Source organism: Nocardia sp. NPDC051787 (genome assembly GCF_040681325.1).
GTDB lineage: Bacteria > Actinomycetota > Actinomycetes > Mycobacteriales > Mycobacteriaceae > Nocardia.
Map to the genome: position 1 here is coordinate 141,364 of NZ_JBFAYO010000007.1, position 13,642 is coordinate 155,005.

General features: G+C 69.9%; 7 protein-coding genes. 4 read left to right on the plus strand and 3 right to left on the minus strand.

All coding sequences use genetic code 11. From position 1 onward, the window contains the following. Positions 1 to 7 precede the first annotated feature (7 nt). Positions 8 to 5,302, minus strand: coding sequence for a DEAD/DEAH box helicase (locus tag AB0M45_RS10085; RefSeq protein ID WP_364325278.1), 5,295 nt, complete (start codon positions 5,300 to 5,302; stop codon positions 8 to 10). 107 nt (positions 5,303 to 5,409) lie between these two features. Between AB0M45_RS10085 and AB0M45_RS10090 the strand changes: the two genes are divergently transcribed. From AB0M45_RS10090 to AB0M45_RS10100, 3 genes are all read left to right on the plus strand, one after another. After that, the gene (locus AB0M45_RS10090) at positions 5,410 to 5,955 is read left to right on the plus strand and encodes a histidine phosphatase family protein (protein WP_364325281.1); all 546 of its coding nucleotides are present in this window, start codon (positions 5,410 to 5,412) and stop codon (positions 5,953 to 5,955) included. A 61-nt stretch (positions 5,956 to 6,016) separates the two neighbouring features. Next, positions 6,017 to 6,964 carry a patatin-like phospholipase family protein gene (locus AB0M45_RS10095; protein ID WP_364325284.1) on the plus strand — a complete coding sequence of 316 codons (948 nt, stop codon included), beginning with the start codon at positions 6,017 to 6,019 and terminating at the stop codon, positions 6,962 to 6,964. Next, entirely contained in the window at positions 6,961 to 7,797 is an 837-nt protein-coding gene (locus AB0M45_RS10100; RefSeq protein WP_364325287.1) for an SDR family NAD(P)-dependent oxidoreductase, read from the plus strand. Before AB0M45_RS10095 ends, AB0M45_RS10100 begins: the two co-directional genes overlap by 4 nt. A 54-nt stretch (positions 7,798 to 7,851) precedes the next feature. On the opposite strand, the gene AB0M45_RS10105 is transcribed toward AB0M45_RS10100, so the two are convergent. Both AB0M45_RS10105 and AB0M45_RS10110 read right to left on the minus strand, forming a co-directional pair. Further along, complete coding sequence (locus AB0M45_RS10105) at positions 7,852 to 9,015, minus strand: lipase family protein (protein WP_364325578.1); 1,164 nt, start codon at positions 9,013 to 9,015, stop codon at positions 7,852 to 7,854. Positions 9,016 to 9,412: 397 nt separating this feature from the next. After that, entirely contained in the window at positions 9,413 to 9,892 is a 480-nt protein-coding gene (locus AB0M45_RS10110) for a hypothetical protein (protein WP_364325291.1), read from the minus strand. 275 nt (positions 9,893 to 10,167) lie between these two features. On the opposite strand from AB0M45_RS10110, the gene AB0M45_RS10115 reads away from it, so the two are divergent. After that, positions 10,168 to 13,641, plus strand: a complete 3,474-nt coding sequence (locus AB0M45_RS10115) for an indolepyruvate ferredoxin oxidoreductase family protein (RefSeq protein ID WP_364325294.1) — start codon at positions 10,168 to 10,170, stop codon at positions 13,639 to 13,641. Position 13,642: the final 1 nt, after the last annotated feature.

Sequence of the window (13,642 nt, forward strand, 5' to 3'; positions counted from 1 at the left end):
TCGGGACTCACGGGCGGCTCCGCAGGCGCAGGCCGCGCGGCGTGGCGGAGAAGCCCGCCTCGATGAGGAATCCGGCGAAAGTATTGCCGTGCACGGTGTCTCCGTTGACGCGGTCGATGACCAGCGAGTCCACGCGGCGGTGCCGTACCAGATCGGCCAGGGCCTGCGCGGCGCCGCGGCGGGCGTCGGGATCTTCGGTGAAGGTCAACAGGGTCTTGCCGCCCCGTTCCAGGTAGAGGACCAGTTCCCCGTCCACGAGCACGACCAGCGCCCCGGCTTTGCGCCCGGGACGATGCCCGCCCTCGACGTTGCTCTTCGGCCAGGCCAGCGCGGCGCCGTACGGGTTGGCGGGATCGCAGGCGGCCAGTGCCAGCACCGTACCGGTCGGCTGCCTGGACTCGGGACGGGCTCGCTCGGTGTCGAAGGAACGCAGTCGGTCCACCACATCGGTGGTGGAGAACTGGGCGCCGCCGAGCGAGTCGACGAAATACCCGCGGCGGCACCGCCCGCGATCCTCGAATTCGGTCAGCACCCGGTACATCAGTGCGAATCCGCCCGGCACCCCTTCGTTCTGCACCGATCCTCTGGTGAGCACCCCGTACCGCTCCAGAAGCAGATCCGCGGTCGCGTGCGCGCGCACGGTGTTGTCCGAGACGCGCTGGGGCAGCAGCGACCACCTTCCGGCCACCGAGGGCGGACCGGAACGAGTCGGCATGGTCGGTCTGGGCAGGTAGGCGCGGCCGCGGGGAGCGCGCCTGGGTGTGCGATGGGCGGTGGTGCTCCGCGTCGTTCCCGACAACAGCGCGCGTACGGGGGCGAACGTGTCACCGGAAACCAAGCCCGCCCAGACCAATTCCCACAGCGCGGTAACCACCGCGGAGTCGTCGAGCAGACCGGTGGCATCCGACAGCTGCCGGAAGAAGAACGCACCGCCGCCCTGCGGGACCGGCACCAGGCGTTGTGCTCCGCCGAGTTGTTCGGTCCCAGCCGTGGGTCCGAAGTCGCTCGGCGACCGACGCCCGCGGACGTCGTGACGCGCCGCCGTGCCTCCGGCCGGCGTATCACCGCCCACGAGTGCTTCCCCTCTGCCGGTCGAATCCCTGCGCGTGCCACGGCCGTTTGCCGACGATGGATCGCGCTCATCGAGCGGCACCGGCTCTCGATCTACCGGGCCGTCTGCTTCGCGTGGATCGCGGCCTACCTGTGCTGCCCGTCCGGCGGAGCGTTTTCGGCTCGAATCCATCCGCGCGTCAGTGTCGTCGGCCGATGGGTCGGGCTCGTCCAGCGGCACGGGCTCCCGGTCTGCCGGGGTGTCGGCGGTGCCGAGAGATGTCCACGGCACGAAAGTCGCCCCTAATCCCGTGAGCAGCCGCAGCTGAGTGTCCGAGAGATCTATCTCGTCCGGTGGTGCGAGCGTGAACGGGGCTTGGTCGGCCAGGTGCAGGGCGATCCAGCCGTCCTTCGCGGTGATGGCCCCATGTCCGGACCAGATCACCTCGCCGGTCGCCATCAGCTCGTCGAGCATGGCGGGGGTATAGCCCGGCACCCGCGCGGGCAAGATCAACGACTCCCAGGCCGACGCCGGAATCGGCACGCCGGCAAGCTGTTCCACGACGGCCGCGACGCCGTCGACGCCACGCAGTTCGCCGGTGCCGATGTGCTGCCAGGACGGCAGGAAGCGGCCCAACGCGGCGGTGGAGACCGGCTCGACCTCGTGCCGTGCGGCGGCGAGCGACCGGCGGCGCAGTCGGCGCAACACCTGCGCGTCACACCATTCCGCCCCGGCGGCTCCGGGCGTGAATTCGCCTTCCACCACGCGTTTCTCGGCGACGAGCCGGTGCAGCGCGGAAGCGGCGACGGCGGTGCCGAGCCCGAACCGGGCCGCGACCGCCTCGGTGCCGAAAGGCCCGTGTGTGCGGGCGTAGCGGCCGACCAGGTCGCCGAGCGGATCGGCCACCGGCTCGATGAACGCCGCGGGCGTTCCGATCGGCAGCGGAACCCCCAACGCATCACGCAGGCGGGCCGCGTCCTCGACCGCCACCCACCAGGTTCGGCCCGCGAACGACACCTCCAGTGCCCGCCGCGCGGCCACCAGACTCGCGAACCATTCCGCGGGATGTTCTTCGCAGCGCTCGGCGGCCTCCGCGGCGGTGAGCGGCCCGAGCAGCCGCAGCAGATCCGCCAAGCCCTCGGCGTCCCTAGCGCGCCGCTCCGGCGTGAGCCGCTGCAGCTCTCGCTCGGTCTGGTCGATGACCGCGGCGTCGAGCAGCTCGCGTAGCTCTACCCGGCCGAGCAACTCGGCGAGCAGGCCCGAGTCGAGCGACAGCGCCGCGGCGCGGCGCTCGGCCAGCGGGCTGTCGCCGTCGTACATGAATTGGCCGATGTAGTCGAACAGCAGAGCGTTCGCGAACGGTGACGGCGTCGCGGTCTCCACTTCGACCAGTCGCACCTGGCGACGCGCCACCCGGCCGAGCAACTCGCGCAGCGACGGCAGATCGTAGACGTCGCGCAGGCATTCGCGCACCGTCTCCAAAAGAATCGGGAACTCGGGAAATTTGCGCGCCACGTCGAGCAACTGAGCCGAGCGCTGGCGCTGCTGCCACAGCGGGGCACGCTTGCCTGGGTCGCGGCGGGGCAGCAGCAGGGCGCGTGCCGCACACTCCCGGAACCGGGAGGCGAACAGCGCCGAACCGCCTACTTGCTCGGTGACGATGTCGTCGATCTCGTCGGACTCGAACACGAACAGCTCGGCGCCGGGCGGATCGTCGGTGGTGTCGGGCAGCCGCACGACGATGCCGTCGTCGGAGGCGTTCGACGCGGCTTCCACACCGAACCGCTCGCGCAGCCGCGCACCGACGGCCAGCGCCCATGGCGCGTGCACCGGCAGTCCGTAGGGCGAATGCAGGACCAGTCGCCAGTCGCCGAGTTCGTCGCGGAAACGCTCCACGATCAGCGTGCGGTCGGTGGGCAGATGCCCGGTCGCGGCGCGCTGGTCGTCCAAGAGCGTGAGCAGGTTCGCGGTCGCGTTGTCGTCCAGACCGGCCGATCGCAGCACCTGTGCGATGCCGTCCTGCGCTGGCTCGGTGCTCGATTCGTCGCTGCCGGACTTTCGCCGCGAGGTACGCGGAACGGCAGCCTGTGCCCGATCGTGCTCGACGCGAGCGGGCTCCCCGGGCGGCCGAGACGGATTCGTCGAGCCGGATGCATCCGAGGGCGGCTCCGCAGAACCGCGCTCCGCCGCACCGCGCTCCGCCGCACCGCGCTTCGCTGAACCGGGCTCGGCTGAACCCGGCTCCGCCGAACCGAGCGCCGCCGAATCGGGCTCGGCTGTACTCAGCGAGACGGAATCGGATTCTGCGCGATCGGATGCCGCCGAATCGGACGACATCGAACCGGTCGACGCAGCAGTGGTCCTGCGTCGCAATGCCTTACGCGTTCCGGTCGCGCCGTCCGGTTCGGACGCGAGCCGCAGCCCGACCGTGCGCACGAACTCTCCCAGCGCAGCACCGAGTTCCGCGGGCCGCCCGAGCCCATCGCCGTGCCAGAACGGCAACCGGCCCGGCTGCCCGAACGCGGGTGTGACCAGCACCCGATCGAAGGTGATCTCCTCGATCCGCCAGCTCGTCGCCCCGAGCGCGAACACGTCGCCGACCCGTGACTCGTAGACCATCTCCTCATCGAGTTCACCGACGCGCGAGGACTTCTCGCCCACCATGTACACCGCGAACAGGCCCCGGTCGGGGATCGCGCCGCCGGAGGTCACGGCCAGGCGTTGCGCGCCGGGCCGCCCGGTCAGCGTCCCGGCGTCGCGGTCCCAGACCAGCCGGGGCCGCAGCTCGGCAAACTCGTCGGAGGGATAGCGCCCGGAGAGCAGGTCGAGGACCGATTCGTAGGCCGAGCGCGGCAGCGACGCGTAACTCCCCGTGCCGCGAACGACGTCGAACCACGCGTCGACGTCGATCGGATCGAGCGCGCACGCGGCGACGGTCTGCTGCGCGAGAATGTCCAGCGGGTGCGCCGGGATCTGGATCGCCTCGATCTGCCCCGCGGTCATCCGCTGCGACGCCACCGCGCAGTGGATGACGTCGGTGCGGTGCTTCGGGAAGATCACTCCGCGGGAGATCTCACCGACCTGATGGCCGGCGCGTCCGATCCGCTGCAATCCGCTCGCCACCGAGGGCGGCGCCTCCACCTGCACGACGAGATCCACCGCGCCCATGTCGATGCCGAGTTCCAGGCTGCTGGTCGCGACGACGCAGCGCAGCCGCCCGCTTTTGAGATCGTCTTCGATCAGCGCGCGCTGTTCTTTGCTGACCGAACCGTGGTGCGCCCGCGCCAGCAGCGAATCAGCGCCGTGGATCACCTCCGTGGACGCCCCGAGCTGGGCGGGCGGTTTGTGTTCGGTCTCCACCGGCTCGCCGAGCCGTGCCGCGTAGGCCTCGTTCAACCGGGCGGTGAGACGCTCGGCCAGCCTGCGGGAGTTGGCGAAGACGATGGAGGATCGGTGTTCCAGGACGAGCTCGACGATCGCTTCGTCCACGTGCGGCCAGATCGATCCGGGCTGGTCGGAGTCGCCCGGCTCGGTCATGTCCGCGACCGGCACGCGCACCGACAGGTCGAACGTCTTCGGCGCGGGCGGCGCGACCAGTGTGATCGGCGCGGCGCCGACCAGGAAACGCCCGACTTCCTCCGGTGGCCGGACCGTGGCGGACAGGCCGATGCGCTGCGCGGGCCGCTCGGTCAGCAGGTCCAGCCGGGCGAGCGACAGTGCCAGGTGCGCGCCGCGTTTGGAACCGGCGATCGCGTGCACCTCGTCCACGATCACCGTGCGCACGTCACCCAGCGTGTCTCGCGCGGCCGAGGTGAGCATGAGGAACAGCGATTCCGGCGTGGTGATCAAGATGTCCGGCGGGGTGCGCAGCATGGACCGCCGGTCGGCGGCGCTGGTGTCGCCGGAACGGACCCCGACGGTGATCTCCGGCGGCTCGACGCCCAGCCGCTTGGCGGTCTGCGTGATGCCGACCAGCGGAGCCCGTAGATTGCGCTCCACGTCCACGGCGAGCGCCTTCAGCGGCGACACGTACAGCACGGAGGTGTCGCTACGCTCGGCGGTCCGCTCCCGGGCAGCCAGCTGGTCGATCGCCCAAAGGAACGCCGACAGCGTCTTCCCGGAGCCGGTCGGCGCGACGACCAAGGTGTGCTCGCCCGCAGCGATCGCTCGCCACGCCCCGAGCTGAGCGGACGTGGGCGCGGGAAACGCGCCGTCGAACCACTCCTGGGTCGCGCGGGAGAACTGGGCCATGGCATCAGTGTGCACCGAACCACCGACAAGTACGCCCGTGCCATTGCGCGAGCTCAGCGGGAGCAATCGAACTACGGCTGCGGCCGTCGCACCGTACGCTTCGACAGGTGCAAAAGGTGCTCAGACTCGACCTGGTCAGCCATGGCATGACCGAGGCGATGCGCAAGGCACGTTTTCCGGTCGACGAATCGCTCACCGAGGCAGGTCGCCGCGCGGTGTCGGGATGCGGACCGCTGACCGCTCCGCGGGTGCTCACCGGACCGGAACGCCGGACCGTGGAGACCGCCGCTCTGCTCGGGTTGCCGGGCAAGGAAGAGAGCCGATTGCGCGACTTGGACGCGGGCGCCTGGCGCGGGGGGGAGCTCATGTCGGTACCCCAGGACGAGTTGTACGCGTGGCTCACCGATCCCGAGTTCCGCGGGCACGGTGGCGAGTCCGTGGTGGACGTGATCGAGCGGACCAGAACCTGGATGGCCGAGGTCGCCGCACAGGCCGTGTCCACCATCGCGGTCACCCACCCCGCGGTCATCCGGGCCGCTCTGCTGGTGACGCTGGACGCCCCGCCGAAATCGTTCTGGCGCATCGATATTCCGCCCGGAAGTGTGACCCGCCTGCATTATCGCGGCGAGTGGACGCTGCACTTCACGGCCTGATACCGGTCGAGGAACCCGAGACGGGTGGCATTCCGGCGCAGACCGGATACTGTCTGAGACTATGAGTAACAACAATGGGCCGCAGCGCCGCGGCCTGGCCATCGGATGCGGTGGCACCGTGGGGGCTGCGTGGATCGTCGCCGCGTTGGCCGCTGCCCGCGACGTGCTCGACTGGGATCCACGCGCGGCGGACGTGCTGATCGGCACCTCGGCGGGCGCGGAGGCGGTGACGATGCTCGGCAGTGGCGTCTCGGTCGACGAGCTGGTCGCCATGCAACGCGGCACCTCGACCGACCCGATTCTGCGCGAGCACGGGCGCACCGAGCCGGGGCGCTTTCCGCCGTTGCCGCGCCCGCGACTCGGCTCGCCGCGGCTGGCCCTGCGGCGCCACCAGCCGGGGCAGGTGCTGCTGGCCGCGGGCAGCGGGCTGCTGCCGATCGGCGGCGGCGACCCGAGCTGGTTGCAGCGGCTGGCCGAGAAACTCAACCCGGGCCGCTCGTGGGTACCGCATCCGGCGACCCGGTTGGTGGCGATGGACTACGAGACCGGACAGCGGGTGGCGTTCGGCTCACCCGGCGCGCCCGAGGCGACCATCGGAGAAGCACTGCGCGCGTCCTGGGCGATCCCCGGCTGGTTCCCGCCGGTCACGATCGCCGGCCGGCGCTTCGTCGACGGCGGAGCGGGGTCGACCGCATCGGTGGACCTGCTCGCCGGCGAAAAGCTGGGCGAGGTGCTCGTGCTCGCCCCGATGGCTTCGGTGGGGCGGATTCCCGCGACCGGTGTCGGTCAGCTACTGGAGCGACAGATGCGCAATCGCATGAGTGCCGAGCTCGACGCCGAGCTCGTGCGGTTGCGCGCCGCTGGCACCAAGGTCCTCTTCGTGGGCGCCACCGCCGACGACCTCGCGGTGATGGGCGCCAACTTCATGGACGGCCGTCGCCGTCTGGCCACCTTCGAACACAGCCTGCGCAGCACTCGTCACGCGCTCGAACAAGGAGCCTTCGAATGAGAATTTTCGGATCCGGTTACTCCGGCATCGATCTGCGCGAGGCCAGGGTCGTGATCACCGGCGGTGGTCGCGGCATCGGCCGAGCCACCGCGGAACTGTTCGCCGCCAAAGGCGCTCGGGTCATGCTCGCGGACGTGGACAAATCCGCCGCCGAAGCGGCCGCCGACGCGATCGGCGGGGTCGCCTGCGAATTGGACGTGCGCTCGCGCGGCCAGTGGGACACCATGATCGCCGCGGTGGGTGAGGTCGACATCCTGGTCAACAACGCGGGCGTCATGCCGGCGGGCGCGTTCCTCGACGAGCCGGACGTGGTGGGCCAGGCCACGATGGACATCAATGTGTGGGGCCTCATCCACGGCATGCGGGCCGCCGCGCCGGGCATGATCCAGCGCGGCCGCGGCCATATCGTCAACGTCGCCTCGCTGGCGGGCAAGGTCCCGATCCCCGGCCTCGCCGTCTACAACGCGAGCAAGTTCGCGGCCGTCGGCCTTTCGGCGGCCACGCGTCTGGAGTTCGCCGAACATGGCGTCAGCGTCAGTTGTGTCCTGCCGTCGGCGGTGCGGACCCGTCTCTCTTCGGGGCTGGCGCTCGGTCACGGCATGCCGACCGTCGATCCGGAGGATGTCGCCGCCGCGATCGTACGCACCTGCGCGACCCGCAAAGCCGAAGTGGCCGTGCCGAATTACCTCGGTCCGGTGGACATCGCGCTGGCCGCCGCGCCGGAACGCGCGGTGCGTCTGGTCCGCAGGCTGTTCGACGGCGACCGCGCGCTGCATCCCGACGACGAGAAGACCCGCGCGGAGTACGAGCGGCACGTTCGCTCCATCAGCTGATCCGAACGAATGGCGGCCCGGGAGATCATCTCCTGGGCCGCTGCTCGCGCGTGGTCAGCAGTTCGTCGTCGCGGGTTCGCCGCGGAACCTGGCCTCCACGTAGTTCCACGCGTCGGCGAATCCGGCGACCGCCGCGGTCATGTGCTCGGAGATGTCATAGGTGTGGAACTGCACCGGCGCACCTGCCTTGCAGTACCGGTCGGCGACCTCGGCGACGGGCCCGTAGAAGGTCAGCGTGTCGAATCGGCCCTGCCAAAGGTAGGTGGGAACGGCCGGTACGCCTTGGAAGTAGCGAAGGCTGTTCTCGCGCAGCACGGCATGTGCCTCCGGGCTGTCCATCAGGCTCTTGGTCGCCGCCATCTGCTCGGCACTGCGGAAGGCGCCGTGGAAGAGCAGGAACCGGCGGCAGGCGTCGTGTGTGAATTCCCGGAACCACAATCCGTGTGGGTTGAGCTGTTCGGAGACCGGCAGCCGGTCCGGGTACTCGCGCTCCAGTCCCATGGCCGCGGCGAACGCGAGCCCGAAGCCGGGGTGCGGGTCGAAGCCGAGCGCGAGCGCCATCTCTTCGAGGTCGGCGGGGATGCCGCCGGCCACGGCCGCGGTGAGGCGCAGATCCGGCGCGTAGCTGGGCTGCAGCGCGGCCGCCCAGGCGGTGGCCATTCCGCCGCCGGAATAGCCCGCGATGGCGACCGGGGACTGGGACAGACCGAGCTCGGCAACCTTTTGCACGGCCCGGACGCTGTCGAGCGTCATCATGCCACCCAGCCGCGCTGCGCCATAGGCGGAGGTGGGGCCGAGGTAGTCCGGCAGCGAGATCGCCCAACCGCGTCCGATGGGCAGCATCGCGCCGACCGCGTCCTGCAGTTCGCCGTTGAACAGTGAGCGCGACGGGTTGCACTGGGTGCCGAGGGAGTTGATCAACGCCTGATAGGAGACCAGCGGCGGGTTCTGGACGCCGACCGGCACCAGGACGGTCGTGACGCCCATGACCGGCTTGCCCTGCGAGTTGGTCGACCGGAACGCCACCTGCCAGCCCTCGGTCCCCAGGTAGGGGCCGGTGTCGATCCGGCGGCTCCGCACTGCGTCGCCGGGCGCGAACGCCGCCAGGTCCGGCGGCGCGGTGTAGAACGGATCGGGATCGGGAGTGGGATACAGCGGCTGGGCCGTCGCGGGGAGGCCGAGCAGGCCCACCGAGACGACGCTCAACAGCAGCAAGATCGCGATCCGGAACGGAATTCTGGACACGGTTTTCCTTCGAAAGTCAGCCGCCACCGACCCATCGGCGCGCGGCGGTCACGCCGCGGCGCCGGTGCTTCGGACGGACCGGCACTACACGGAAAGCCGCGGCGAACCACCTCGTTCACCACGGAAAGAGCAGAAGGAATCACCGCAAGCGACTGTGGGCCGATCGCGGCGAACTGGTGCACCCTCCTTCTGCTCCGGGACCGCCGGTGGCCGCGGAGGCGGCACCATCCGCTGCGAAAATAGCGTCGAACCGAGCGCGCCGCCGAATGAGAAACGACGAAAGGGACAATTCACAACTCGGCCCGCTCGGAGTTGCACAAGATCACTATTGAGCGGTCGCCCGGTCGGTACGCGGACCGGCAGGCGCGGCTCACGCCAGGCTGAGCACCGTCCGATTGCCCAGCGGGCGTTCCAGGTCGACCACGACCACGCCGTACTCGCGCTTCTGCTCGGGGCTGGCGCCCTGGCACGGCGGCATGCCGCGATGCAGCCCCCGGATCAGCCGCACGCTCACCAGCTCGGCCGATTCCTCGACGCGCGCGGTGAACCCGATGCTCGGGCAGCCGACCGGCCCGGGGATGTGGATGGCGAGCTTGTCCGTGCCGTCGTCGATGTCGTACTCCGAGAAGGCCATGCCTGAACTCGGTTCCAGATCCGCCGCGTGCGGGATGACGACCATCGATCCGCCCGCGTAGCTGCGGGAACCCGCGTCGGCCCTGGTCCCCGCCGCCGTTGGGTCCCGTGCGGAGGTGACGCCCGAATCCGCGTGCGGCGCCTGTTGCCCGCAAGCGGTCAACGCCCACAGCGCGGCGGCCGCGGCGACCGCCGTGCGCCTCCTGCGCATACCCATCTCTCCACCTTCACACAGGTGTGGACCCCTGTCGCGGAGCAACGCGGTGTGGCGCGGCCACGTCCGCGCCCAGCCGGTAGATCCTTGTGCGCGTCGTCACATTTACCTCGCACCGTGCATAGGGGATGCCCATTGGCAACGCTCCAGATTGTGCATGATGCTCAGTTTGGTTCGTAACGGTTGTGCGTTCAGATCTTTAAGGCCACGATGTCGGCACCAAGTGCACAACGATGCGAGGCGCCCCCGACCGGGGCCTTGCGGACGGGTGGATCTGTATGACCGAGCTCGCTGACCGCGATCTGATCGCAGCTCCCTATGACCTTGCCGACCGTTATCGCGTCGGCGCGGGGGCGGTTGTCCTCACCGGTGTCCAGGCCATCGCTCGGCAGCTGGTCGAGCAGCACGTGCGCGATCTGCGGGCCGGCCGGCGAGTCGGCACATTCGTATCGGGCTATCAGGGCAGTCCGCTCGGTGGCGTCGACAAGATGCTGGCCGGCATGCCGGAGGTCCTCGCCGAGCACGACATCACGTTCGTGCCCGGACTGAACGAGGAACTGGCCGCGACCTCGGTGTGGGGCAGCCAGGCCGACCTGCCCGCGGGCACCGCCACGCACGACGGCGTGGTCGGTGTCTGGTACGGCAAAGGGCCAGGACTGGACCGGGCGACCGATGCGTTGCGCCACGCCAACATGTACGGCGCGAACGCGCGCGGCGGCGTGCTGCTGCTGGTCGGCGACGACCCGGCGTCGAAGTCGTCCACCGTGCCCGCGGTGAGCGAGCGCTCCCTGGCGGCGATGAACATCCCGGTGCTGTTCCCGCGCAACGCCCGCGAAATCATCACCATGGGCCTGCACGGCGTGGCCCTGTCGCGAGCCTCGGGATGCCTCGTGGCGCTCAAGATCGTCGCCGATGTCGCCGACGGCGCCTGGACCGTCGACGGTTCGGTCGGCGACATCGAGATCGTGGTGCCCGAGATCCACTGGGAGGGAAAGCCATTCCGCTACCGGCAGCGTCCGATGGCCGCCCCCGCGGACAGCTTGCCTGCGGAGGCGGACCTCTACGGCCCGCGCTGGGAACTGGTGCGGGCATACAGCACGTGCAACGGGTTGGACGTGATCGAGGTGAACCCCGCACGCGCCACCGTTGGAATCGCCGCCGCCGGACCGACTTTCGACGCGGTCCGGCAAGCGTTGATCGACCTCGGCGCGGACGACGACCTGCTGCGCGCCGCGGGCATTCGGCTGCTGCGCATCGGCATGCCGTACCCCATCGCGCCCGAACGTGTCCGCGAGTTCGCCGCCGGGCTCTCCCGGCTGATCGTCGTCGAGGACAAGACCGCCTTCATCGAAACGCAGATCCGGGACATCCTGTACGGTACGCCCGGCGCTCCCGAAATCGTCGGCAAACGTGACGCTTCGGGCCGCCCCTTGTTCGGTCAGGACGGCGAACTGACCTCGGGGCGCATCGCTGCGCCGCTGCGCCGTGCGCTCGACGGCCACCTCGAATTGAAACGCCCGCTGCCGCAACCATTGTCATTGGCGGTCCTCCCCGCCAAGCGCGCGGCGTACTTCTGTAGCGGCTGCCCGCACAACCGCTCCACCGCCGTGCCCGAAGGCTCGCTGGCGGGCGGCGGCATCGGCTGTCACACCATGGTGACCATGTCTGGTCGCGCCGACAGTAAGGTCACCGGCCTGACCCAGATGGGCGGCGAAGGCGCGCAATGGATCGGCCAGGCACCGTTCACCGACGTAGGGCATCTGTTCCAGAACATCGGCGACGGCACCTATTTCCACTCCGGCCAGCTCGCCGTGCAGGCGTGCGTCGCCGCGGGCGTGAACATCACCTTCAAGCTGCTGCACAACGACGTCGTCGCGATGACAGGCGCGCAGCACGCCGAGGGCGCGCTCACCGTGCCGATGCTCACCCACAAGCTCACCACCGAGGGGGTGCGGCGGATCGTCGTCTGCGCCGACGAGCCCCAGCGCTACCGCAAGCGCGATCTCGCCCCCGGCACTCTGCTCTGGCACCGGGACCGGCTCGACGAAGCGCAGCGCATGCTGCGCGAGGTGCCCGGCGTCACGGTGCTCATCTACGACCAGCACTGCGCCGCCGACGCCCGGCGGCAGCGCAAACGCGGCACGCTGCCGGTGCGGCGCACCAGGGTGGTCATCAACGAGGCGGTGTGTGAGGGCTGCGGTGACTGCGGGGTGCGGAGCAACTGCCTCTCGGTCCAGCCGGTGGACACCGAATTCGGCCGGAAGACCAGGATCGACCAGACCTCCTGCAACACCGACTACAGCTGCCTGAACGGCGACTGCCCGTCTTTCGTCACCGTCGAGTTGCCCGACCCGGCGAAGGTGAAGAAGCGCATGAGCATTCGCCGCCCCGAGCCGCCGCGAGTACCCGACCTTCCCTACGAAGCGCCGGCATCGACACAGAACGTCTTCCTCGCGGGTATCGGCGGAACCGGCATCGTGACCGTCAACCAGGTGCTGGCCACCGCGGCGATGCGCGCCGGATACGAGGTCGCGAGCCTGGATCAGATCGGCTTGAGTCAGAAGGCGGGCCCGGTGGTCTCCCACCTGCGGTTCGCGCTCGGCGAGCTGGAACCGGCGAACCGGCTGGCGCCCGCCTCCGCCGACTGCGTCGTCGCCTTCGACCTGCTCGCCGCCACCGACAACAAGAACCTCGCCTACGGTTCGCCGACGGTCACCGTCGCCGTGGCGTCGACCAGCAAGACGCCGACCGGCGACATGGTCTACGACAAGTCGGTGTCCTATCCGGACGAGCGGCTGCTGCTGAACCGCTTGGAGCAGGTTTCGCGCTCGGTGCATTCGTTCGACGCACTCGCCGCGGCCGAAGCATTGTTCGGCGACACCGCCGCCGCCAACTTCCTCCTGATCGGCGCCGCCTACCAGGTCGGCGGCCTGCGGCTGCCCGCGGCGGCGATCGAGGAGGCGATCGAGATCAACGGCGTCGCGGTCGCCGCGAACATCGCCGCGTTCCGCTGGGGACGCGTCGCGGTGGCGCGGCCGGACGAGTTCGCGGCGGCCACCACACCGCAGCGCCGACCGAAGTCCGAGATTCCCATTCCGGCAACTCTTTTCGACGGCCTGACCGCGGGTGGGGAGACCCGGCGGCTGGTCGAGTTGCGTGCGAAAGAGTTGATCGGATTTCAGAGCGCCGGGCTCGCCCGCGCATATGTGGACGCCGTGGAACGGGTTTGGCAGGCGCAGAGCCGGGTCGGCGACCGCACCGAGTTCAGCGAGCAGGTGGCGCGCGGGCTGTACAAGTTCACCGCGTACAAGGACGAGTACGAGGTGGCGCGCAGGCTCACCGATCCGGCCTTCCTGGACGACGTCGCCGCGCAGCTGCCCGACGGCGCGAACCTGACCTACCGGCTGCACCCGCCGATCCTGCGTGCCATGGGCCGCGAGAAGAAGATCGGCATCGGCCGACGCGGCCACTTCGCACTGCGGCTGCTGGCCAAGGGAAAACGACTGCGCGGCACCAAGTTCGACCCGTTCGGCTACGCCCACGTGCGCCGCGTGGAGCGCGCCTTGCGCGACCACTACCTCGAGATGGTGACCACCCTCGCCGACTCTCTCGACGCGGAGAACTACGACCGCGCCGTGGAGGCCGCGGGCCTGGCCGATCTCGTCCGCGGCTACGAGGACATCAAACTCGCCAATGTCGGGCGCTACTGCGATCGTCTGCGTGAGCTGGGCATCCAGCCGCCTGTGAGCTAGA

What these genes read in the sequence shown, in the direction of transcription:
- AB0M45_RS10085 (WP_364325278.1), bottom strand. Translation starts at nt 5,302, where the DNA reads ATGGCCCAGTTCTCCCGCGCGACCCAGGAGTGGTTCGACGGCGCGTTT.
- AB0M45_RS10095 (WP_364325284.1), top strand. Translation starts at nt 6,017, where the DNA reads ATGAGTAACAACAATGGGCCGCAGCGCCGCGGCCTGGCCATCGGATGC.
- AB0M45_RS10100 (WP_364325287.1), top strand. Translation starts at nt 6,961, where the DNA reads ATGAGAATTTTCGGATCCGGTTACTCCGGCATCGATCTGCGCGAGGCC.
- AB0M45_RS10110 (WP_364325291.1), bottom strand. Translation starts at nt 9,892, where the DNA reads ATGGGTATGCGCAGGAGGCGCACGGCGGTCGCCGCGGCCGCCGCGCTG.
- AB0M45_RS10115 (WP_364325294.1), top strand. Translation starts at nt 10,168, where the DNA reads ATGACCGAGCTCGCTGACCGCGATCTGATCGCAGCTCCCTATGACCTT.